General features: G+C 44.5%; 25 protein-coding genes. 11 read left to right on the forward strand and 14 right to left on the reverse strand.

Features of this window, described 5'->3' with window-relative positions; translation table 11 throughout:
• Positions 1-618: 618 nt before the first annotated feature.
• The 3 genes from QUA16_RS14890 (at position 619) to QUA16_RS14900 (ending at position 3,098) form a co-directional block, all read left to right on the forward strand.
• The gene (locus QUA16_RS14890) at positions 619-1,410 is read left to right on the forward strand and encodes an NYN domain-containing protein (protein WP_333104043.1); all 792 of its coding nucleotides are present in this window, start codon (positions 619-621) and stop codon (positions 1,408-1,410) included.
• A gap of 326 nt (positions 1,411-1,736) precedes the next feature.
• Positions 1,737-2,450, forward strand: coding sequence for a ribonuclease III (gene rnc / locus QUA16_RS14895; RefSeq protein WP_333104044.1), 714 nt, complete (start codon positions 1,737-1,739; stop codon positions 2,448-2,450).
• A 219-nt stretch (positions 2,451-2,669) separates the two neighbouring features.
• Positions 2,670-3,098 carry a DUF1824 family protein gene (locus QUA16_RS14900; RefSeq protein ID WP_333104045.1) on the forward strand — a complete coding sequence of 143 codons (429 nt, stop codon included), beginning with the start codon at positions 2,670-2,672 and terminating at the stop codon, positions 3,096-3,098.
• Positions 3,099-3,338: 240 nt separating this feature from the next.
• On the opposite strand, the gene glgA is transcribed toward QUA16_RS14900, so the two are convergent.
• Positions 3,339-4,766: a glycogen synthase GlgA gene (glgA, locus tag QUA16_RS14905; protein ID WP_333104046.1), complete on the reverse strand. Its 1,428-nt coding sequence runs from the start codon at positions 4,764-4,766 to the stop codon at positions 3,339-3,341.
• A 45-nt stretch (positions 4,767-4,811) separates the two neighbouring features.
• Here glgA and QUA16_RS14910 point away from each other — a divergent pair, with 45 nt between their 5' ends.
• A complete protein-coding gene (locus QUA16_RS14910) occupies positions 4,812-4,967 on the forward strand; it encodes a hypothetical protein (RefSeq protein ID WP_333104047.1) in 156 nt (51 codons plus the stop codon).
• A 244-nt stretch (positions 4,968-5,211) separates the two neighbouring features.
• Here QUA16_RS14910 and QUA16_RS14915 read toward each other — a convergent pair whose 3' ends face one another.
• The 4 genes from QUA16_RS14915 to QUA16_RS14930 form a co-directional block, all read right to left on the reverse strand.
• Positions 5,212-6,036, reverse strand: a complete 825-nt coding sequence (locus tag QUA16_RS14915; protein WP_333104048.1) for a trypsin-like peptidase domain-containing protein — start codon at positions 6,034-6,036, stop codon at positions 5,212-5,214.
• A gap of 358 nt (positions 6,037-6,394) precedes the next feature.
• The gene (gene hemC / locus QUA16_RS14920) at positions 6,395-7,366 is read right to left on the reverse strand and encodes a hydroxymethylbilane synthase (RefSeq protein ID WP_333104049.1); all 972 of its coding nucleotides are present in this window, start codon (positions 7,364-7,366) and stop codon (positions 6,395-6,397) included.
• Positions 7,367-7,565: 199 nt separating this feature from the next.
• Entirely contained in the window at positions 7,566-7,817 is a 252-nt protein-coding gene (locus QUA16_RS14925; protein WP_333104050.1) for a hypothetical protein, read from the reverse strand.
• Positions 7,818-7,874: 57 nt separating this feature from the next.
• Positions 7,875-8,015: a hypothetical protein gene (locus QUA16_RS14930; RefSeq protein ID WP_333181199.1), complete on the reverse strand. Its 141-nt coding sequence runs from the start codon at positions 8,013-8,015 to the stop codon at positions 7,875-7,877.
• A gap of 20 nt (positions 8,016-8,035) precedes the next feature.
• Here QUA16_RS14930 and QUA16_RS14935 point away from each other — a divergent pair, with 20 nt between their 5' ends.
• Positions 8,036-8,491, forward strand: coding sequence for a type II toxin-antitoxin system antitoxin SocA domain-containing protein (locus tag QUA16_RS14935; RefSeq protein ID WP_333104051.1), 456 nt, complete (start codon positions 8,036-8,038; stop codon positions 8,489-8,491).
• A gap of 34 nt (positions 8,492-8,525) precedes the next feature.
• Here QUA16_RS14935 and QUA16_RS14940 read toward each other — a convergent pair whose 3' ends face one another.
• The 4 genes from QUA16_RS14940 to QUA16_RS14955 all read right to left on the reverse strand — a co-directional run bounded on the left by QUA16_RS14940 (position 8,526) and on the right by QUA16_RS14955 (position 11,060).
• Positions 8,526-8,963 carry a type II toxin-antitoxin system VapC family toxin gene (locus QUA16_RS14940; protein WP_333104052.1) on the reverse strand — a complete coding sequence of 146 codons (438 nt, stop codon included), beginning with the start codon at positions 8,961-8,963 and terminating at the stop codon, positions 8,526-8,528.
• Positions 8,960-9,196, reverse strand: a complete 237-nt coding sequence (locus tag QUA16_RS14945) for a type II toxin-antitoxin system Phd/YefM family antitoxin (protein ID WP_015176435.1) — start codon at positions 9,194-9,196, stop codon at positions 8,960-8,962. Before QUA16_RS14945 ends, QUA16_RS14940 begins: the two co-directional genes overlap by 4 nt.
• Positions 9,197-9,288: 92 nt before the next feature.
• Entirely contained in the window at positions 9,289-10,380 is a 1,092-nt protein-coding gene (locus QUA16_RS14950; RefSeq protein ID WP_333104053.1) for a hypothetical protein, read from the reverse strand.
• A gap of 119 nt (positions 10,381-10,499) precedes the next feature.
• On the reverse strand, positions 10,500-11,060 hold the full coding sequence (locus QUA16_RS14955) for a hypothetical protein (RefSeq protein WP_333104054.1): 561 nt from the start codon (positions 11,058-11,060) through the stop codon (positions 10,500-10,502).
• Between the two features lie 190 nt (positions 11,061-11,250).
• On the opposite strand from QUA16_RS14955, the gene QUA16_RS14960 reads away from it, so the two are divergent.
• A complete protein-coding gene (locus QUA16_RS14960) occupies positions 11,251-12,336 on the forward strand; it encodes a T4 RnlA family RNA ligase (RefSeq protein ID WP_333104055.1) in 1,086 nt (361 codons plus the stop codon).
• A gap of 197 nt (positions 12,337-12,533) precedes the next feature.
• Here QUA16_RS14960 and QUA16_RS14965 read toward each other — a convergent pair whose 3' ends face one another.
• On the reverse strand, positions 12,534-12,659 hold the full coding sequence (locus QUA16_RS14965; RefSeq protein WP_333104056.1) for a hypothetical protein: 126 nt from the start codon (positions 12,657-12,659) through the stop codon (positions 12,534-12,536).
• Here QUA16_RS14965 and QUA16_RS14970 point away from each other — a divergent pair.
• Positions 12,658-13,506 carry a phosphatase domain-containing protein gene (locus QUA16_RS14970; RefSeq protein WP_333104057.1) on the forward strand — a complete coding sequence of 283 codons (849 nt, stop codon included), beginning with the start codon at positions 12,658-12,660 and terminating at the stop codon, positions 13,504-13,506. The genes QUA16_RS14965 and QUA16_RS14970 overlap by 2 nt on opposite strands.
• Before the next feature lie 109 nt (positions 13,507-13,615).
• Entirely contained in the window at positions 13,616-14,170 is a 555-nt protein-coding gene (locus QUA16_RS14975; protein ID WP_333104059.1) for a Uma2 family endonuclease, read from the forward strand.
• A gap of 347 nt (positions 14,171-14,517) precedes the next feature.
• Here QUA16_RS14975 and QUA16_RS14980 read toward each other — a convergent pair whose 3' ends face one another.
• Positions 14,518-16,053 (reverse strand): mercuric reductase, encoded by a 1,536-nt coding sequence (locus QUA16_RS14980; RefSeq protein ID WP_333104060.1) that lies wholly within the window; start codon positions 16,051-16,053, stop codon positions 14,518-14,520.
• Positions 16,054-16,069: 16 nt separating this feature from the next.
• Positions 16,070-16,801 carry a TVP38/TMEM64 family protein gene (locus QUA16_RS14985; protein WP_333104061.1) on the reverse strand — a complete coding sequence of 244 codons (732 nt, stop codon included), beginning with the start codon at positions 16,799-16,801 and terminating at the stop codon, positions 16,070-16,072.
• Between the two features lie 77 nt (positions 16,802-16,878).
• Between QUA16_RS14985 and QUA16_RS14990 the strand changes: the two genes are divergently transcribed.
• Entirely contained in the window at positions 16,879-17,907 is a 1,029-nt protein-coding gene (locus QUA16_RS14990; protein WP_333104062.1) for an isochorismatase, read from the forward strand.
• A 297-nt stretch (positions 17,908-18,204) separates the two neighbouring features.
• On the opposite strand, the gene QUA16_RS14995 is transcribed toward QUA16_RS14990, so the two are convergent.
• Complete coding sequence (locus tag QUA16_RS14995) at positions 18,205-18,369, reverse strand: hypothetical protein (protein WP_333104063.1); 165 nt, start codon at positions 18,367-18,369, stop codon at positions 18,205-18,207.
• Positions 18,370-18,511: 142 nt separating this feature from the next.
• Between QUA16_RS14995 and QUA16_RS15000 the strand changes: the two genes are divergently transcribed.
• Complete coding sequence (locus QUA16_RS15000; RefSeq protein WP_333104064.1) at positions 18,512-19,000, forward strand: hypothetical protein; 489 nt, start codon at positions 18,512-18,514, stop codon at positions 18,998-19,000.
• A gap of 46 nt (positions 19,001-19,046) precedes the next feature.
• On the forward strand, positions 19,047-19,193 hold the full coding sequence (locus tag QUA16_RS15005; RefSeq protein ID WP_333104065.1) for a hypothetical protein: 147 nt from the start codon (positions 19,047-19,049) through the stop codon (positions 19,191-19,193).
• Between the two features lie 159 nt (positions 19,194-19,352).
• Here QUA16_RS15005 and QUA16_RS15010 read toward each other — a convergent pair whose 3' ends face one another.
• Complete coding sequence (locus tag QUA16_RS15010) at positions 19,353-20,375, reverse strand: cysteine peptidase family C39 domain-containing protein (RefSeq protein WP_333104066.1); 1,023 nt, start codon at positions 20,373-20,375, stop codon at positions 19,353-19,355.
• Between the last annotated feature and the right edge of the window lie 664 nt (positions 20,376-21,039).

Raw genomic sequence — 21,039 nt, forward strand, 5'->3', positions numbered from 1 at the left:
TAGCTTTATTCCTGAACCTTGGCCAAGCCGTTCTCACTTTTCTACGGCTTAAATTTTAAAAACCTACCCCTGAAAGGCTCGCGGGGGGAGGGGGAGAGGGTTTTTGATGTGGGGACGGTCGATCGGTGTCAGCTTGGCCAAAACCTTGGTGAGATGTCTAAGGATGTAAAAAAATTATTTTGAGTTAATACTTGACATCCAATAATTAGAACGCTACAATAAAAGCACAGCTAAAAATATATATCGCATTCAAAATTAAGGAATGTTGATTGAGTCGTCTTAGCTACACGGTTTATAGCACTGGGGCAAGTTTCTAGCACCCCGTTGAGCGGAAAGTAAGTCTAATGTAGTTTTAACAAGTTCATACAAGCTTGAAAAAATCCCAACATTATTGAGTTCCATTTCCCTTCAGCGGGCTGCTACTAAACTCGTTCCAGTTCTGTAAACCCTGTAGCTAAGACGCTAATCAAATCCCTACAAAATTACAGTGTTTTGTGGTAACAGATTGTCCTGTGCCGAGATGTTCATTTTTGAGCAAATCCACAGGCAACGTTCCATTAATGCTAGATGCGTGATATGTCGAGGCTGTCCAGTCAACCTCTTTGAGGAAATAATCAAATGATGGACAATCATTCAGCAATTGGCAAACAAACAAAGCAGTTGCAGCCTGTAGTTTCTATTTACGTCGATCTTCAGAACACACACTTAACTCAAATTCTAGGTAGTCTATTGCTAGAATTTGCCAAATTTGAGGGGATCTTGATTGAGGCAAAAGTCTACTACAATTCACTCTGTCCCGATCAAGTCTCTGCAAAAAACAAGCTGCAAAGCCTTGGTTTTAAATGTATCGATGTTCCCTGTCCTCTAAAAAATAGTGCCGATAATCAATTGATGGTTCACTGTCTTGATGATATTTACAGCAATCGGCCTCCCGATACAGTTATCCTTGTATCAGGAGATGGGGACTTTGTAAACTCGGTTCGCAATTTAAAAGATCGCGGCAAAAAAGTTATAGTCTTTGCTCAGCGAGGTAATGTCAAACAAAAGCTGAAAGAACTTGTAGGTAGTGATTTCCACTTTCTTGATGAATTGCCTAGCTTGATAGCAGCCAAGACTCCGCAGCAAATAGAAAATGTTCAGTGTCATATCACTTGCAATGAGGCGATCGAGTACATGATTGCTGCTATCAAAACAGCATCAAAAAAAGATAAGCGCACATTGTTTAGCTGCATTGATAGTGTAATGCGTAACCTTTTTCCCAAATATCAGGGAGTAACTTCTGTTTGCAAACATCAGGGAAAAACATTTTCACGCTTTAGCGAGTTAGTTGATGCTGCTGTAAAGGATGGAAAAATCCGATGTCAGGATCAGCAATTGTTTGTAATAGAAGCAGACCGATTATCTGCATAAAGTTGCACAGTCCGCCAGGGAATGAATTCCCTGTCTAATAGCTAAAGTCGGTTAAAACCGACTGACATACAGTAAAAAAAACACCATCTTCAGTCCTCTTCAGAGGACTTTAGCTATGAGCCAGGGGTTTTAACCCCTGGCGGAATGACGGACTAACGGACTAATAGTATAACCGCCAAATATCTGTTAAAATTCACCTAACCGCCGATAGCAAAAATCCAGTTTATTTGATAAACTAGATTCTCCAAACAAACCGCTATTTGCGGCTATTTTATGTCCACATAATAACACCCAACTCCAAAAACAATAACCATTACAAAACCCCTATGCCATTAACTAATCAAACACAAGAGATAGAAATAACCCTTCCCGAATTCCACCATGAAAAACTGCTGCGCCAAGCGCTCACCCACCGTTCCTACGTCAACGAAAACCCCACATTCCGCGAAGAAGACAACGAACGCTTAGAATTTCTCGGCGATGCTTTGCTGACTTTTCTCAGCGGCGAATATCTCTATCAGCGTCATCCAGAAATGGGAGAAGACCAACTGACTCGCCGGCGTTCTGCATTAGTAGATGAAAAACAATTAGCCAGATTTGCTACTGAAATAGGTTTAGACTTAAAAATGCGGCTCGGAAAAGGAGCTTATCGAGAAGGTGGGATTACTAATCCAAATTTGCTCAGCAGCACTTTTGAAGCATTTATTGGCGCTTACTATCTCGACACACAAGACATGGATAAAGTTCGCAACTTTGTGCAACAAATGTTTGATTCTGTTCCCGAAAATGTTGTGGAAACTCGATCGACTGTAGACTCGAAAAATCGCTTTCAAGAATGGGTACAGGCCAATGGTGATACGACTCCCCCCAAATACGTGACAGTCCAAGCAGGAGGCACACCCCACAAGCCGGAATTTCTCGCTAAAGTGTATGTCGCAGAGAAACTCTATGGAGAAGGTAAAGGAAAAAGCAAAAAAGATGCTGAGAAAAATGCGGCAGAAGATGCGCTAGCAAAGCTGAAAAAACGCGGACTGATCTAAACTTGAAAACATCGGTAAAAACTACTAGCTTTTTTGTGCGCTTCCGGCGTTGGCCAAGCCCTCGAAAACGATCGCCCGAATTGATTGCCAGAGTGCACAATGGGCTATAATCAGGACTTGGGCAAGTGTTACCGCCGTCGATTGAGGGTTGCAATGACAGAAATTCGTTGACGAGTGCCCGATTGTAGATCGTAATTTTGGGAAATATCAGAGCAATTCATGTCTACTCAAAACCAGACTACCCTAACTGTTGAAGAAGCACAGCAAATCCTCAAAGATTTCACTTGTCTGGATATGCAATCTCTAGCATCGCCGCAGGAAAAACAGGCGCTGCGTCAAGCGATTTTGTTGGTAGCAAGTTTGTCTGATTATCAAATGTTGGGAGTGTGCGCTGCTTCGACGGATGAGGGGTTTTTAGCTTTAGAAGCTTATTTAAAAGCTTTGGGATATCAAGCTGTTTTAGAGCCCAATGCTGTCTCGACCTTTGCTGGTTCGGTTTATATTAAGTTCAATACTTTGAAGGGGTCGTATTATGTTGACGGCTATCCCGGAACTTACCGGGGCGTTTTGGTGTCGTGCCAATCTGCCTCAGAAGATGGAGTTACTGGCACTTACGGTCATTTACCTCTCGATTTATTTATTGATTAATTTGTCAGTTATCAGTTGTCCGTAGTCAGTCGATCGATTAAATTGAATCAAAAACTGACTGAAAGCATCCAGGATACAAGCCCCCGAATTTATCCGTGGGGTCAATGCTTCAATTCTTTAATCTTTAATCTAAAATCGCGCAATCGATTGACTGATGCACCTTACTAAGCTGTAGGGTGCGTCAGCCGATCGCCCTTCGATTCAGTTGAATCAAACAGCGACTGACGCACCTTACTAAGATTAACCCTTACCAACGATCAATTCTGCCTCTGGTGCCGGTGCGGTTTCTTCCGGGGGCAATCCCAAAATATCGCTGTACAAGTGGACGTATTTCCGTGCCGAAATATCCCAGCTAAAATCTTCTCTCATGCCGCGCTGTTGCAGTTCTCTCCACTTATCTTTATAGCGGAAACCTTCCCAAGTTCTGATCATGCAGGTGAACAAGTCGAGGGGTTCGTAGCGATCGAAACAGTAACCGGTACCGGTATTGTCGATCGGGTTGTTGTGGGAAACGGTATCCACTAAACCGCCGGTGCGGCGAACCATTGGCACGCACCCGTAGCGGAGGGCGAGCATTTGGCTGATGCCGCAGGGCTCGAAACGGCTGGGCATCAGGAAGCTGTCGCAGCCTGCGTAAACGCGCCGGGAGAGGGCCTCGTTGTAAAGTAGTTGGGTGGACATCCTACCGGGATAGCGGGCTGTCATTTGCCAGAGTTGGGTTTCGTAGTAGCGATCGCCCGTTCCGAGTACAATAAATTGAGCGTCGGTATAGGCCATGAACAGATCGAGCATTTGAATTATCAAATCCAATCCCTTCTGTTCTACCAGCCTTGTCACCATGCCGATCAAAAAGGCATTTTTATTCACTTCCAAACCGACTTCTTCTTGCAGCGCAATTTTATTAGCGGGGCGCTTTTCAATAGTATCAACACTAAATTGTTGATGGAGGTATTTGTCAGTTGCTGGGTTGTAAGATTCTGTATCAATTCCGTTCAAAATGCCCGATACTTTACCGCCGAGATAAGACAGCAAACCTTCCAAAGTTTCCCCATAAGCTGGGGTTTTGATTTGCTCGGCGTAAGTCGGTGAAACTGTATTTACTCGATCGGCAAACTGTACTGCGGCAGCCATTGTATTGTGACCTTGCATATACCAAGGACACCAAGTCATCTGCTCCAAACGCCAGCGCCACGGCCCTTGATAAGCTAAATTGTGAATAGTAAAAACCGTGCTGATATCGGGGTCTTGGCTCATCCAAACAGGTATCATCCCCGTATGCCAGTCGTGACAGTGAATAATTTGGGGCTTCCAGTGATTCCAGGCAAATTCAGCCGCAGCATTGGCAAAGAAAGTGAACCTCCAATCTTCATCTACACCGCCGTAAACGCGGCGCGGCAAGAAAGATGGATGTTGTAATAAGTATAAAGGTACATCGGTTCCCGGCAAAACAGTTTCAAACACCGAGAAGCTTTGGAACATGGCAGACCCATCCCAAACAGGTTTTTTGGGAACGTCCATTTTGTCGGGGACGAAACCGTAGTAGGGCATGAAGATGCGGACATCGTGGCCCATGCGCCGCAGAAATTTCGGCAAAGCGCCGACGACATCGCCCATACCGCCCACTTTGGCGAGGGGTGATGCTTCGGCGGATACAAATAAAATACGCATTATTTTTTTGTGTTCCTTGAGATTGTTACTCTAGATTAAGTTTAAATGGGGAGTGGCACAATATTAACGCGCCTGCCAAAAACAAGTATAAATCTGAGTTGCTGTAGCGATCGCACTTTACTCAAGAATGCGATCGCCCTTTTTCCATCCGCGTCGCTGTGTGGCGAACAAAAGAGCGATCGATTTTATGATAAATATTGAATAAAATCTGTAGGGGCGGGTTCACCAAAATATTTGCCACCCACAGATAATCTTGATAAACCCGCCCCCACCCAACCAATAACCCCGATCGACCATTTCCCCCACCGTTAAATACAATTAATTCTTAATTTCTGGGTGGGGTGGGGGCGGGTTTTTATCATTTGTCTGTGGTGTCAAATATCTAGGCGAACCCGCCCCTACATTGGTGGTTAAATGTGGGATAAAATCTACCGACAGCTACCGACTAATTCTGAGAATTTTCCTCAAAAGTCTCCTCAAATCCCGCTAGAAAATCATCCAAAGCTTCAGAGGCGATCGCCAAATTAATACTATCGGCATCTTCCAATCCCCAGGTATTCACACCAACCACTTGACCAGCCATATTAATCAACGGGCCGCCAGAATTTCCCGGATTAATCGCCGCATCAGTTTGCAACACCTTCACCTCAGCAACATCTTCTTCATCGTCGCCTTCTTCATATTCCTCTGGTTCGCGAATTGCACTCACAATACCTTGAGTTACAGTTGAAGCAAACTGCCCCAAAGGATTGCCCACAGCAATTACTCTATCTCCCACTTTCACATCCAAAGATAACTCTAGGGGAGGATATTCTTGGGGAGACTCGACTTGTTCCCCTGTGTTCGGGTCGAAGCTAAAATCGCTAATTAAGAGTAATGCTAAATCTTCTTCAGCATTACCAGTAAACACCACCTCTGCCAATCTCAATTTTCCGTCGTGAGTTTCGACTAAAACCTGTTCGATTTCATCTTCTTCATACAAGTAATCTTCATCGGCAATATCTTCTACCACGTGATAGTTCGTGACAATTATGTCCGGCGATACAAAGAACCCGCTTCCAGAAGAAATCTCTTCTTCTGTATCCCAATCCATGACGTAAATTGAAACTACGGAAGGCAAGACTTGCTCGACTACATCCGACAAACTTCCGGCTTGAGTTTTGAACTCTTTCAATTGCTTCTGCAAAGCTTGTTGGTCTGCCTGCATTTTGCTATATAGTTGCTGAACCTTTTTCAATTCCAGCTTTAATTGAATTTCTCTAGCGCTCATATTTGGCTTTTTCCTGAAATAAATTGCTGATTAATTTGGGATGTTTGATTGTAGATTGTGGATGGGGATGTTAAGAATTATAGGACTTACGAAAAAAAACCGGTTTTTACCATAAATCTTGGGCTATACAGCGAGACTTACATCATAAACCGGGTTGCTCAACACTCGTGCGGAGCGTCCTAAATTAGTCAGAAATTTTTGAAATCTATCGCGCAAGTCCTACCTAAAATCCCATCAAACATCTACAATCAGACTGCTACTCTACCTGTGAAAGACAAAGCAAACCGCCTCTTATTTTTATTTTACAAAAGGCGATAGATCGCGTCTCAAAGCATTGACAAAGAGATGCGGCTCGGTTTTATGAACCACGTTGAACTTGGACAAATATTTCCTCCAAAATTGCACTAGCACCCTGTTGGCGCAGTCGGTGAGCGAGGTCAATTCCCAGCATTTCAGCAGTCTCGGCGGCGCCGGAAACACTATCTTTGACGAATCGCTGGCCGTCGAGACTCGATACCATTCCGGTTAAGGTTAATTGACCGTTTTCTATTTTAGTATTGACGCCAATTGGCACTTGACAGCCGCCTTCTAATTCCCGCAGGAATGCGCGTTCGGCATAACATCTTTGGGCGGTTTCCGAGTGTTCGAGAGCTTTAATCAATGCCATGATTTCTGTGTCTCCGGCGCGGCATTCGATGCCCAAAGCACCTTGTCCGACGGCGTGAAGGGAGATATCAGCAGGGATAATTTGGTGGATGCGATCGCCCATTCCCAATCTTTCGAGGCCGGCAACTGCTAAAATAATCGCGTCGTAACCGCCCTCATCTAATTTAGCGAGTCTAGTATTGAGATTGCCGCGAATATCTTTAAATTCAAAATGAGGAAAATGGTGTCGCAGTTGAGCCAGCCGCCGCAGGGAAGAAGTGCCGATTACTGAACCTTCTGGGAGGGTGTCGAGTTGCTTGTCTTTGTGCTTGGAGTGAACTACCAGGGCGTCAGCGGGATTTTCCCGTTCGGTGACGCATCCTAAAATTAAACCTTCGGGCAAATTGGTAGGCAAATCTTTGAGGGAATGAACGGCAAAGTCCGTTTCATTGTTAATCATTCCCGTTTCTAATTCTTTGGTAAAAAGTCCTTTATCGCCAATTTTAGCGAGGGCGACATCAAGAATTATGTCCCCTTGGGTGGACATGGTGTGGACTTCAAAAGTGTGTTCCGGGAAGTGTTTCTGTAGCTGTTCTTGCACCCAGTGGGTTTGCACGAGAGCGAGTTGGCTTTTGCGGGAACCGATGCGAACGGTTCGGGAAGGGGCAGATGTGGTTGGGGACATAAGATCGATCGGAGGATAGCTTGAAATCAGCCAATATATTCACCTGATCTAGCGTACCGCAGGTGGGGACTTTAATTGCTGGTTGGCATAATTCGGGCGATAAAAGAGAAATACCAGATTTTGACCGCCTGTTTGAAAAAAGGATGCAACGGTAGGCAAGCTCCAGACCTTTACATAATAAGCCCTTGCAATCTAAAATCTAAAATCTAAAATCTAAAATGGTATGACTGCCAGTAGCAGTGAGTCTTGATGATGTTTCCCATCCAGCAGTGGGCGTCGCTGGCATGGGGGCGATCGACATTCCGAAGCAAAGCCTGCCGACGATGTATGATTTACTGAGATGTTGCACCATTGTCAATAAGCGTTTTAGGAACGGGCAAGATGCCCGTTCCACAAGAAAATCTACTCTTTGTGGAACAGGCCGGAAAGCCTGTTCTTGAGAATGCTGCAAGATGTAAGATTTACCTAGGGTCGAGCCGGATGAACCTGGTTGACATGAGGAGTTAGCTTAGCGGCAGCGAGAAAGAATTAGCTCAAAGGTTGCGCGATTGGGGAGAGAAATGTAGTTGCGAGGGGAAAAGGGCGATCGTAATTGCGATCGTACTTCTAAAGCCACCCAATAGCTTAGCATCAAAAGTGAATTTGTCAAATTACTAAAATCCTAAAACTATGAAAAGTGCTCTTGAGGTAGCTCGTTACTTTTTATGTCGTGTCGATCGAGAAGCAGGCGATACCATTTCTCCTCTGAAACTGCAAAAGCTCGTGTATTATGCACAAGCTTGGAGTTTAGTCTTTAGAAGCCAGCCGCTATTTTTTCAAGATATTGAAGCTTGGGTTTCCGGCCCCATTGTCCGCGATGTGTGGGATGAGTACAAAGCTTACAAATATAGCGATATTCCAGCTCCCGATAATTTTGAAGCAGAATTTGATGAAGATGAGATCGAGGTACTCGAAGAAGTCTGGAATGCTTATGGAGAATTAAGCGCTAAACATCTTGCTGAATTGACGCAATCAGAGACACCTTGGGTCAACGCCCGCAAGGGATTAGAACCCGCTGAAATATCAACTAAAATCATCTCCCACGAGGATATGAAATCCTGCTATGCACCTTTGGTGGAGGCGTAAGTGCAGCTTCCTTGACAAAAGGGCGATCTACCTTTTAGCCCTCAGCTACGGCAATCAATAACTGAACTTCAATTCCTAAAGTCCGAGCACTGCGAGCCAAAGCTTCATCGCCAGTCACCAAAAGCAACTGATTAGAACTTGCTACTGCTAAATGCAGTGCATCTAAGGTACGCAACGGTACTTCAAAACGGCTAATCCAATCGCGAGCTAAATTGTAATGAATTGGCTCTAAGGGGATGCGAGTATAAAAATTTTCATCCAAGTCAGTTTGAAAATCGAGCGCTATTTGTCTTGCCTCTTCTGCAGAAATTTCCCTCATTCGCAATTTGCGGGCAACTGCTGAAAACAGTTCCACCTCAACTAATTGACTTAGTGCGGGTGTGTCTTCAATCCTCAGCAATTCATCAACAGCATCGCTGAGAGCTTCTGGTAAATAGAAGGGGACAAGAACGCTGGTATCTATATAAATCAATACCGTGCTTCCTCCCTTAGCCTAATGACTGTTGCACTCATCGGCTCGCCCTTGACATTAATGGAGTTTCGGAATGCTTTACGCCTAGCTAACCGCTGCTCCTTGGATAGCGGCGGGACTACGCGAGCTACTACTTGGCCTTCCTGTACGATCGTCACTTCTTCTCCTTTGGCCACCTTTTCCAAGATGGCTTGCAGACTCTGCTTGGCTTCTTCAACGCTAATCGCAGGCATCTCATTAGTTTTTTAGGTACTTTTTAAGTGTACAGCAACGGGATATTTAATGCGAAAAAGGTCGCTCGACCTTTTCCATTTCCCACCACAATTTAACGTTGCCCTGCTTGAAGTGCAGAATTTGCTATCTGGACAACTTCTTGCTGCCGTGCGTTTTTCCTTGTGACTCGGTACAGCACCCCCAGCCTTTGCCACTCAACAAAAGCAGTACAATAAGCACCGCAATTATTGAAATAAATCCCCCTGAATCCGCTCGCCAATTCAACGCTTCTGTAAGTATCCTGCGGCAGTTGCGAAGGAGGCGAAAAGGGTTCATTTCTTTTAGCTTCGATTGTGCCGAAATAACAGGCTCCCGCGCGGCATCCTTTGCCTAAATACATTCCCACAATGTAACCGTGGGCCCCCGCTTGCACATCAAAATCAAGTTGCTGAATGTCTGATAAAGGAAGTCTACTCGGAAGAAAAACAGGCACTCGCGTTTTGCCTTTGATTTGTCTAAAGATGTTACTAGCAGGAAAACGACTGTTAGCTTGGTTTGCACCTGAGTTATCGGGGAGTGGGGGAATTTTTTGCACAAAATTCCTCCACTGCACAACTCTATTTTTAGCAATGTTAAAAGTAGGAATAGAGTATTTTTCTAGCGCAAAAGAAGGGCGACCGTTTTTCAGGTTGAAGCTGCGGCGAATCACTGTAATTTCTGGTTTCCCTAACCCGTAAGCTGTGGCTATGGAACGGGCGAGATTGCAGCTAATTTTGAAGCGTCCCATCTCAATATTGCCATTTTCCGCTTGATAAGACCAATTGTAACCCTCAGAAGCCCGATCGCGATCGCACAGAAAATGAGAAATCTCAAACATCTTGGCAATATGAACATCGTACAATCGCAACTTGCGGCTGCCGGCAGATTTTCCAGTATTGCGATCGGGTACAATAAATTGTATCGGTTGCCAGCTATCTTCAGGGGAATAATTAAACCACCGGATTTCTGTAATGGGGAGTTCAGTCCTTGCTAACGCTGAGTTTGGTGTCAAAGGTGCGTGAAGCGAAGCTATCCCGTTCCCCGCAGGGGTTCCCGAAGGGTAGGGAATCGTCAAAGCAGTCACCACACCAGCAAAAATCGCCGCAAATAGCCATTTTCCCCTCATCCTGATTTCCCCCGAAGTAGGTAAGCGCAAAAAAACCATAGCATCTTGTAAGGGGCGAGTGCGAGTTAATATCTCTCATACAAATCTCTCATACAATAACGGTAAGGTGCGCCGTGCACACCCTACAGATAGAAGTTGTGCGTCCCCGACTACAAAGCTTAACGCTTCCGAGCTAGAATAGCAGAATTTGCTATTAAAATTAAATCAGATTCCCGTCCATTCTTAATTGCTACGGTATACATAAAATTCTGATTTTTCCACTCAAGAGTTGCTGTGCAGTAAGCCCCGCAACCATTGTGAAAAACTCCTTTCACTCCGCCCGCAAGTTGAACATTTTTTAATGTCTTAGTTACCCCTTCTAGTTTTGTAGTAAACTCCCCGCCTTTCTGACCTCGAATTTCCCCAAAACTGCAAGCTCCTGCACCTCGGCAATCTGCTGTATAATCCATAGAAATAGTATAGCTGTCCGCTTCCGCTTGGCTTTGATAGTAAAGCTTCTCCGAAATAGGGAGCCGGCTGGGGATAAAAATTGGTACTTGTGTTTTGCCTTTTAACTGCTGCAAGATTTGACTTACCGGAACATCCGTAGCCGCTACAGCAACAGATTTTGTTTCCGGCGGTCGCTGCGACAATTCCGACGCACCAAAAACTCCCGATACAGGTACTAAAATAGTCAATACACAGGCCGAAGTCGCTAAACGCAATAATTTATTGTTCACTGTGTTTTTCCTTGATGTCGAAACAGTCTAGTTTTTCGGTGAAGCGCCTTCACCTATTTACAACCCTACTCCACAATACAAAACTCACAATAGGCATTCCGGAAAAAAACCACTTTAATTTTGTTTACAAATTCCCTAAAATATGCAGTTACCGATAAAATATAGAAGGAGACAAATTTAGGAATCGAACGTGGAACTACAAGAGTATTTGCGCCAGCACGGATTGGAAACTTTGTCCGAAACTTATCATATCAAAGTTACCCGCCACCGCCAATATCCCGATTTAGTCTGTCTGAAATACTCGCAGATAGAATCTCCCTTGGGCGAAAAGATAGTCCAGCAGTGCCGAGGCATTATTTTAGATTCATCTCAAGATTGGCAGATAGTCTCTTATCCCTACGACAAATTTTTTAATTACGGGGAAGGCCACGCCGCTGCAATTGATTGGAGTCATGCCAAAGTCTACGAAAAACTAGACGGTTCTCTGACTGTACTGTATTTTTACAAGGGAGAATGGAGAGTGCAATCTAGCGGCACTCCCGACGCCGCCGGCGAAGTTAACGGTTTTGGATTCACTTTTGCCGAACTTTTTTGGAAAGTCTGGCAAGAATTGGGATATCAATTGCCACAAGAAACCGACCAGTGTTTTATCTTTGAGTTGATGACGCCTTACAATAGAATAGTTGTCCAGCAACAAAACAATCAAATCGTGCTGCACGGCGTTCGCAACACTCAAACGCTGCTAGAAACAGACCCCAGTATTTGGGCCAATAAATACGGATGGGAATTGGTCGCATCCTATCCTTTAACTAGCTGGAAAGAAGTTATTGAAGCGGCTCAACATTTAGATCCGATGGATTCGGAAGGGTATATTATCTGCGACGCTAACTTCAACCGAGTTAAAGTTAAGTCTCCGCAATATGTCGCGATTTCCCATCTCCGCGAAGGGTTTTCGACCCGCCGCTTGATAGAAATTGTTTTAACTAATGAAGGAGAAGAGTTTTTAGCTTATTTTCCTGAGTGGAGTGAGTTGTATCAACAAGTTAAGGACAAATATCAATCTTTGGTTGAAGAAATCGAGGCAGCTTACCGACAGCATGAACATATCGAAGTTCAGAAGGATTTTGCATTAGCTGTGAAACATTTGCCGTATTCCGGGATTTTGTTTTCTTTGCGGGCCCGAAGAGTTGCGGGAGTGAAAGAAGCTCTCCGTGATGTTACTATTCATAAAATAGAAGAGTTGTTGGGTTTAGATTACATCCATCTAGGTTTGTGAAGAAGAAGGCACGCCACGGATTTTGACACGGATAAGTAGTAGGACACAATTAATTACACAAAAATTTGGGCTACAAGCCTTGTCTAGTAAAGAATCAGCAAAAAATCAGTGTGTAATTAATTCTGTCCAATTACTTACACGGATTAATTATCGAGCGTGAGGCAGATGTTTAAAGAAGAGGGAAGTTCGGCAACGGATTATGTAACGGATGTAACGGATGTCAGGAAGAGGTAAGTATTTAAACAATGCCCAATGCCCAATGCCCAATGCCCAATGCCCAATGCCCAATGCCCAATGCCCAATGCCCAATTACCAATTGCCATGAAAAGAGTTATTGTACTTGTTGGTTTACCTGCTTCGGGAAAATCTCAATTTGCTAGGGACTTGCTGCTGTCTGAACCTGCAAAGTGGGTGCGTAGCAATAAAGATTTGCTCAGAGAAATGGCTCACGCTTCTCATTGGTCGCCGGCGAATGAAAAGTTTATTTTGCAGTTGAGAGATACGATTATTTTGATGGCTTTGGAAAGCGGCAAGCACGTCATTGTTGATGATACTAATTTTGGCCCTCACATCGAGCATATCAAGGAGTTGGTTAAAGGTAAAGCTGTTGTCGAAGTTAATGATTCTTTCTTGCAAGTTCCGGTTGAGGAATGTATTAAAAGGGATTTGAAAAGGCTTAACTCGGTGGGCAAAGATGTGATAATGAAGATGTACAATAAGTACGTGCGGGTTCCCGTTGTGCCGCCGGAATATAACCCGGATTTGCCGGATGCAATTATTGTCGATATGGATGGTACGCTGGCACTTCTCAATGGCAGAAATCCTTTTGATGCTTCTACGTGCGATCGCGATTTACCAAATCAGCCCGTCTTAGATACCGTTCGCAAGTGGCAAACCAGCGCCCATATTATTGTAGTGTCGGGCCGCACAGATGATTGTCAGCCTCAAACTGAAAAATGGTTGCAGCAGTATGAGGTTAATTATGCCGCTCTTTATCTGCGGAAAACTGGAGATATGAGGAAGGATGCAATTATGAAGGAAGAACTTTATCGGCAGCATATTGCAGGGAAATATAATGTTAAGTTTGTCTTGGACGATCGCCAGCAAGTTGTTGATATGTGGAGAGGCTTGGGATTGACGGTATTTCAAGTAGATGAAGGGGATTTTTAAGGCAGGGTTTGTTTGCGCGGGCGCTCTCCCAACCCCTAATGCTACAATCAAAGTAACATTGACAAAAATTTTGTTATGATATCCATTCCCCAAGCACCAAAAAAAAAAAATGACGGTTGAGGAATATCTCGAATGGGAAGCTCGACAAGAGATTCGCTACGAATATGTCAACGGCGAAGTTTTTGCCAGAATGGGCAGTACAATTCCCCATAACGATATTGCACTTAACTTTTACAGGAACTTGCGCCCGCATCTGCGTTCCAGAGGCTGTCGGATGAACGTGTCAGATGTGAAATTGGAAGTCAGTTTTCAAAGCCGTTACTACTACCCTGATGTGATAGTCAGTTGCGATCCAGAAGACATTAATTCGCGCAATTTCATTCAGAATCCTAAAATCATTGTGGAAGTTCTTTCTCCCAGTACAAGTGCTAAAGATCGGGATGAAAAATTCACTTGTTATCTAAAAATTCCGACTTTACAAGAGTATATCTTGATTGATTCACAAAAGATTTTTGTTGAGCGTTACTGTCGGGGAGAGGGGAGAATGTGGCTGTACTATTCTTACACTGCTGGAGAGATTATCACTTTATCAAGCATTGAGTTTGATTTGCCGATCGCACTTTTGTATGAAGGTGTGGGATTTGAAACAGAAACAGAAACGTAAATGGGAATATTGAAAACCGCAATCTCTGTAGGGGCGGGTTCACCGAAATCTTTAACACAAATCCAACAATCTGATAAACCCGCCCCGCCCCCGCCCAATTTTACATCAACATTTTATCCCATAAATTAAGGGTAGATTTGTATTTGCGATGGGTGGGGGCGAGTTTAGGAGATTATTCATTTTCGCCATAGATGGTTGGTGAACCCGCCCCTACGGTTCAATTGTACCTGGTGTTGATTGAATACAGTGGGGGCGGGTTTAGGAGATTATTAATTTTTTCCAGAGATGGTTGGTGAACCCGCCCCTACGGTTCAATTGTACCTGGTGTTGATTCAATACAGTTCAAACTACCGAGTCCAAGCCAGCCAGCGATTGAACAAATTTTTCACAAACGGCGTCAAACGAGTGCGATTGTAAGCATCCCCAGCTTTACGAATTGCATCAGCTTGTGTTGGATACGGGTGAATTGTGCTAGCAATCTTTCCCAAACCAATATTGTTAACCATTGCCAAAGTAATCTCGCCGATCATATCCCCAGCGTGGCGCGCTACAATAGTTGCACCTAATATTTTATCGCTGCCTTTCTTGACGTGAATTTTCACAAATCCTTCCTCTTCGCCGTCAATAATTGCCCGATCGACTTGACTGAAAGGAATTAAAAATGTATCGATATCAATGTTTTTTTCCTTAGCTTCGTATTCGCCCAATCCGACGCGCGCAATTTCCGGGTTTGTGTAAGTACACCAAGGTATCGTCAAAGCGCTGAGCTTTTTGCGCCCGAAAAATAGAGTGTTTTGAATCACCATCCTCGCGGCAAAATCAGCAGCGTGAGTAAATTTATGTTTCATGCAAATATCGCCGGCGGCATAAATGCGGGGATTAGTAGTTTGCAAATTGTCGTTGACAAATACGCCCGTGTGTGTATCGTATTCAACGCCGATCGCCTCCAGATTCAATCCTTCGACGTTGGGCGATCGCCCTGTACTCACAATAATTTCATCTACTGTTACCGATGCTTCCTTACCTTGACATTTATAATAAATTACTTTGCCTGCATTTGTTTTCTCAACGCGATCGATTGTGGATTCTAGTATTAGTTGAATTTCTTCCCGTAGAAAAGCCTGCTGCACGATTTTAGCAGCATCCGCATCTTCCTTATCTAAAATCTGAGCATTTTTGTGCAGCAACACCACTTCGGAACCCAGCCGCCGAAAGGCTTGAGCCAATTCGCAGCCGATCGGCCCTGCACCAATTACAGCTAAGCGTTGTGGCCTTTCCGTGAGGTTAAAGACAGTTTCATTTGTTAGATATCCAGCTTCTTGTAAACCGGGAATTTGTGGTTGTAGCGCCCTTGCACCTGTGGCAATTACTGCTTTTTTAAAGCGGAGAGTTTTACCTGCAACTTCTATGGTATAATTGCTAGTAAAACGACCCGAACCTAAAAAAACATCAACGCCTAATTTGTGCTGGTAGCGTTCAACAGAATCAACATCGCTGATTCCCGCCCTGATGCGGCGCAACCGTTCCATCACAGTGGCAAAATCCACTTCTACACTGTCAGAAACATTAACACCAAATTTACTGGCTTCCCAGATATCGCCAACAGTGCGAGACGAGCGAATTAAAGCTTTTGACGGCACACAACCGACATTCAAACAGTCGCCGCCCATCAAATGTTTTTCAATCAAAGCAACTTTCGCGCCCAAACCTGCGGCACCTGCAGCCACAATTAATCCAGCGGGCCCCGCGCCAATTACTACTAAATTATAACGGCTAGCCGGCTGCGGATTTACCCAATCGGGCGGATGCAAATAGGAGACTAATTTCTGGTTGTGTTCGTCCATCGGGGGGACAGTTACGCGATCGACTTTTGACTGCGACATTGGCAAATTATCCTAATTAAATACTTTCTTCCAAAGCTTTGCTGGCTATGCGAGTGATAAATACAGTAACAGCGACAGTAGCAAGAAAGCTGATAATATTAATCAACCATTTTACTGCGGAATCTTGAGGAGTTGCATACACAGTGGCCGTGCCTATCGCAGCAACCTCTCCCACCAAAGAACCGGAGTAAACGTACATAATTGTACCCGGTATCATGCCAAAGGAACCTAGCACGTAATCTTTCAAAGAAACTTGAGTGATTCCCAGAGCGTAATTCAATAAATTGAAAGGAAATAAAGGACAAAGACGAGTCAAAAAAACTATTTTTAATCCTTGTTGGGAAACTGCGCGATCGAGAGCTGTAAACTTGGGGTGAGATTCCATATATTTTACCACGCGATCGCGGCACAAATAGCGCCCGATCGCAAAAGCAAATACAGCACCTAAAGTGGACGCTGCAAAGACGTAAACCGAACCCCACCACAAACCAAAAATCGCCCCCCCTCCCAGCGTCAGTACCGAACCCGGTACAAACAGCACAGTAGCCAAGTTATAAGTAGCGACAAAAGCCACTGGCCCCCACCACCCTAAATCCTCGATCCGCATTAACAGAGTTCTCAAAACATCTTGAACGTAGGCAGATCTAGTTGCTACAATTAAGAGAGCGAGCAAAAGTGCGATCGAAAAAAACAACACTAGGCGCTTAAATTTTACCCTAGCATAATCTTGGATTCCTGCTTTTGCCATGATTCACCCGCAAATATTTATCAGCATTATACTCCAAACTTAAATTATTACTGTAAACTAGCCTAAAAGCGATCGTCATGACACCAAAAGTCCAACTTCCAATCCCCGAACATTTCGGCCCCAAAAAAGTAGGCGAAGTCTGGCGACTCCCCTACCAAGAACGTGCCGCCCAAGCCAAAGAGTGGGCCAAGCAGCACAGCATCCAGCCAGCATCCAGCGACAAAAATCAGATTTGTTTGCTGATAATAGACGCCCAAAATACCTTTTGCTTGCCAGAATTTGAACTATTTGTTGGCGGCCGTTCCGGTACTGGCGCCGTTGATGACAACCTGCGGCTGTGCGAATTTATTTACCGTAATTTAAATGCAATTACAACCATTGCGCCGACAATGGACACCCACACCGCCATGCAAATTTTTCATCCAATCTTTTGGATAAACGAAGCAGGCGAACATCCCCTACCCGCCGCAACTTCTATTACACTTGAAGATGTCCAAAAAGGCATTTGGAAAGTCAATCCAGCCGTCGCCGATAGCATCAGCGGGGGCAATTTTTCAGCACTGGAAAAACAGGCTTGCCACTACGTCAAAAAACTCAGCGCCGATGGGAAATATCCCCTGACAATTTGGCCCTATCACTCGATGCTGGGTGGCATCGGACACGCGCTGGTTTCTGCGGTGGAAGAAGCAATATTTTTTCATACTATAGCCCGCAACAGCCAAGCACTTTTTGAAATCAAAGGCGGGAATCCACTGACTGAAAACTATTCGGTTTTGCGGCCAGAAGTGTTAGATGGGTTCGACGGCAATCCGATTGCGGAAAAAAATGCTAAGTTTATTGATAAATTGCTCGATTTTGATGCGGTAATTATTGCCGGACAAGCCAAAAGTCACTGCGTTGCTTGGACAATTGATGATTTGTTAACGGAAATTTTGGCGCGCGATCCGAATTTGGCAAAGAAGGTTTATTTGCTGGAAGATTGCACTTCGCCTGTGGTTGTTCCGGGTGTTGTTGATTTCACGGAACAAGCAAATGCAGCTTATCAAAGATTTGCGGCGGCGGGAATGAATATTGTTCAATCTACTCAGTTAATTCTGGGCGATTAAAGACGAATGTTTTCTGTGGAGTTTTCAGTGCAAAAAAAGTCTACATGATTAACCAGATGGGGGAATTTTTGTTCGCTTGGCCCTCGGCTGCGATCGCATTTACAGCGTATTCAAGGTTGATGAAGTATACCCCAAAAACCGGGTTTCTTTACAGTTCTCCCATCCTTACTGATTCTGTTGCTCGAAACCCGGTTTCTCGCCCTCTACATCTACATGGAATATGCTGTAACTCATAGCTTATGATATAGCGATCCTTGCAGGACTCGTAAAAAGATGTAGGGGTAGTGCTAAGAGTGCCTACCCGGCCTCATGGGGCAGGGCAAACGCATCTAAATTGCCGGGAGAATAGTAGTAGTGTTTTGAGGAATAGCCACCGCTATCGGCAGTCAAATCTCTTTTCAATAAACTACAGCTATCGATAATAGTCGCAACAAGCACGGTAAAATTCCCGCTTGTTGACATGATGCGTTTGCCCTGCCTCATGGGGCAACCACGGGGAGTAGGGGTCGGATTGCCCCTACAAGAATTACACAAATGATTTAGGATTGCTATATCATATCCAAAATGCACACTGACTATATAAGTTTAATCAAGGAGTTTCCCGATGATTGAAAGCGAAATTTATAGTGTTGTTATGTTTCGGGATGCAAGTGTGCGAGCAATTTCAAAACTCTCGGTAGCCATCGCCACGACTCTTCTGAGCACAGTTGTAACTGTAACCCAAGCCTACGCTGTTCCCGTCACCTACGATTTCACCATCACTGTTACCAAAGGCGGGTTAGCGGGCAATTCATTCAACGGTTCTTTCAGCTACGATGATGCAAAATTGAAGGGAAAAGGAGTGGAAGAATTGGGAATTACTGAGGGATTAACGACCTGCCTAAATTACCTTGGACGCACTTATCGCGAAACCGATGATACCAGTTATCCTAAATTTCCTACACTCAGATTTGAGGATGGCAAGATCACACAACTAAACTTTTGGATTCAGCCGAATCAGCGAGTTAATTGGTGGAATTTACCTGGATGGGAAGTCAAGCTGTCTGAGCCTAAAATGAGCGATTCAACTGTTCCCAATTGTCAAAAACGGTGAGGCGTGGGTAAGGTGCGATCGACCGTAAAAATATAGGAGGAATTAGATGCTACTGCCTACGCTTACGGTAATTTCATGCAGCCACGCTACCAATGTGCGATCGTCGATTATCTGCCGGGGCGATCGCAAAGATTCGATCGCCCCAGCAGATGATATCATGTCCGATCGAGCGATTAAAAGGGCGGGTTTTTGAGATTGTCAATTATTGGCAGATATTTTCCGTGAACCCGCCCCTACCGTATTATGGGTAATAGACCGGACATAATATGCCTCAAAGATTGTTTGAAAAAAACCGCATGATTCCTCTTCCCTGTCGGTCGATAGTGCCTCTGCGGTTGATGATTTTCAATAACTATTTCCCATCCAATCTGGGGACTTCTTGCAAAAAACTGCCGCTCAACATTAACTCAGTCATCCGGTCTAAGTTGCCGCTGACTTGCAATTTTTTATCTGTTTGAAAGCGCTCGATATCTGCTTTTAAATTGCCACTATTATATCCTAATTTACTTAAATAGTCAATAGCTTGCTGGTTGCTTAACAAGATATCCGCCGAACGGAAAATCGGCACGTATTGATCGCGCCAAATCTGGGCAAAAGTTGCCCTATCTAAATAGAAAATCCTGCCCCGCGCCGGGTCTCCAATGGCAGCTACACTGTCATTCATTCCCAGCAAAGCGACCGCGTGGGGTAGCTTCCGAGGGCCGTCAAACAGCCAAACTGCTAGCACTCCGGGGCGATTAATTTGCTGAATTTGCTCCCAAGTTGGCGTTAGTTCGATCGCATTTACGCCCAAAGCTCTTGCTGCTATAATTAACTGCGGCATGGAAGTTCCCAAGCGACTCGTCCGGGCAAAACGCGCTACACTCGATTCCGTCGCCTCGATTCCCCAACGCCTTAACACTGTTGCTAGGGCGGCGGGGGCGCAACTGCTGTTAGATGTTTGCCGAAATACACCGTTGGGCTGCAAATTATCTATTAAATCAGCGTAAATTGGCGCCATAAAATAGTTTTCAGCGCCTGTAAATCCTCCCAATCCCAAGCAACCAATTAAAATTACTGCGATTACTTGGGGTCGCGCTGTCAACCAACTTATACTAAAGCCAATACCGCAGACTCCCATCAGCATCACTCTGAGCAAAGTCCAAGTAACTCGCATCCCGTGAAAACGCCACTCGATGGGCAAAGCAGGCATTTGAGGCAGATTTAGAGCCAGTAGCAGCAAGGCAATATAAAAACCCAAAAACAGCAGGGCGATCGAGTTTCTGCCCTTAAACAAATCGTTAGCCGTCACTCCGGATCGAACTAACACCCGCCCGAAGCGCATTCCCCAGACAAATAGCACCGAACCCAGCACCAGCGTCACTACTATTTCCATGAACTCAAAATTGTGTTGCTTAACTAGGTTGTAACATTTATGCGATCGACTTGAACCCCAATCAATAGTGGGAGAGAGGAAAAGTGGGGGAGAGAATTTGACGATTTTTCGGTTTGGTTCCTGAATTTCCAGCTACAATCGAATAAACAGGATTTATGCAAAATCAAAGCAGGCAAAACAACCCTTAATCCTAAAGACTTTGACCTGCCTCGCTTGCTCGACATTAAGTTTTGCCAGATTTTTCTTGATGAGTCTGAATCAATGGTTGAGTTGGTAAAGCCAAGAAAGCAAAAAGAAGCGCTGGAAGTTTTTCCACGAAAAAACTTGGTAAGAATTCAGGTCACTGAACTCCTTGCTGGGCAAAGACTTTAGATATGGAGCTTGATACTAAATCAATCTCTATTCTCAATAAACCACGAAAAACTGTCACTTCTCCTCGTTTATTGACAATTAACCACGAAAGACAAAAACCCTTATTTTGCCCTAAAACCCTTGCCAGACAAGCGTTGGAGCCGCAAGTTTTTAGACCTGAATCCTTACAAAACTTGCATTAGTTATGAATTAGTATTAGGGATTAAATAACTACTTTGGTGAAAACCATCAGGAAATTATTGACGCTGCAACTTCCCCCCCACAAAAGTAAACTACGAATCAAGGAGTAGAA

Origin of the sequence: Microcoleus sp. S13_C3 (genome assembly GCF_036700905.1) — a bacterium.
Classification (GTDB): domain Bacteria; phylum Cyanobacteriota; class Cyanobacteriia; order Cyanobacteriales; family Microcoleaceae; genus Microcoleus.

Excerpts from the sequence above, each read along its gene's own strand:
- QUA16_RS14890 (WP_333104043.1), top strand. The coding sequence starts at position 619 with ATGATGGACAATCATTCAGCAATTGGCAAACAAACAAAGCAGTTGCAG.
- rnc (WP_333104044.1), top strand. The coding sequence starts at position 1,737 with ATGCCATTAACTAATCAAACACAAGAGATAGAAATAACCCTTCCCGAA.
- QUA16_RS14900 (WP_333104045.1), top strand. The coding sequence starts at position 2,670 with ATGTCTACTCAAAACCAGACTACCCTAACTGTTGAAGAAGCACAGCAA.
- glgA (WP_333104046.1), bottom strand. The coding sequence starts at position 4,766 with ATGCGTATTTTATTTGTATCCGCCGAAGCATCACCCCTCGCCAAAGTG.
- QUA16_RS14910 (WP_333104047.1), top strand. The coding sequence starts at position 4,812 with ATGGGGAGTGGCACAATATTAACGCGCCTGCCAAAAACAAGTATAAAT.
- QUA16_RS14915 (WP_333104048.1), bottom strand. The coding sequence starts at position 6,036 with ATGAGCGCTAGAGAAATTCAATTAAAGCTGGAATTGAAAAAGGTTCAG.
- hemC (WP_333104049.1), bottom strand. The coding sequence starts at position 7,366 with ATGTCCCCAACCACATCTGCCCCTTCCCGAACCGTTCGCATCGGTTCC.
- QUA16_RS14935 (WP_333104051.1), top strand. The coding sequence starts at position 8,036 with ATGAAAAGTGCTCTTGAGGTAGCTCGTTACTTTTTATGTCGTGTCGAT.
- QUA16_RS14945 (WP_015176435.1), bottom strand. The coding sequence starts at position 9,196 with ATGCCTGCGATTAGCGTTGAAGAAGCCAAGCAGAGTCTGCAAGCCATC.
- QUA16_RS14950 (WP_333104053.1), bottom strand. The coding sequence starts at position 10,380 with ATGGTTTTTTTGCGCTTACCTACTTCGGGGGAAATCAGGATGAGGGGA.
- QUA16_RS14970 (WP_333104057.1), top strand. The coding sequence starts at position 12,658 with ATGAAAAGAGTTATTGTACTTGTTGGTTTACCTGCTTCGGGAAAATCT.
- QUA16_RS14965 (WP_333104056.1), bottom strand. The coding sequence starts at position 12,659 with ATGGCAATTGGTAATTGGGCATTGGGCATTGGGCATTGGGCATTGGGC.
- QUA16_RS14975 (WP_333104059.1), top strand. The coding sequence starts at position 13,616 with ATGACGGTTGAGGAATATCTCGAATGGGAAGCTCGACAAGAGATTCGC.
- QUA16_RS14980 (WP_333104060.1), bottom strand. The coding sequence starts at position 16,053 with ATGTCGCAGTCAAAAGTCGATCGCGTAACTGTCCCCCCGATGGACGAA.
- QUA16_RS14985 (WP_333104061.1), bottom strand. The coding sequence starts at position 16,801 with ATGGCAAAAGCAGGAATCCAAGATTATGCTAGGGTAAAATTTAAGCGC.
- QUA16_RS14990 (WP_333104062.1), top strand. The coding sequence starts at position 16,879 with ATGACACCAAAAGTCCAACTTCCAATCCCCGAACATTTCGGCCCCAAA.
- QUA16_RS14995 (WP_333104063.1), bottom strand. The coding sequence starts at position 18,369 with ATGTCAACAAGCGGGAATTTTACCGTGCTTGTTGCGACTATTATCGAT.
- QUA16_RS15000 (WP_333104064.1), top strand. The coding sequence starts at position 18,512 with ATGATTGAAAGCGAAATTTATAGTGTTGTTATGTTTCGGGATGCAAGT.
- QUA16_RS15005 (WP_333104065.1), top strand. The coding sequence starts at position 19,047 with ATGCTACTGCCTACGCTTACGGTAATTTCATGCAGCCACGCTACCAAT.
- QUA16_RS15010 (WP_333104066.1), bottom strand. The coding sequence starts at position 20,375 with ATGGAAATAGTAGTGACGCTGGTGCTGGGTTCGGTGCTATTTGTCTGG.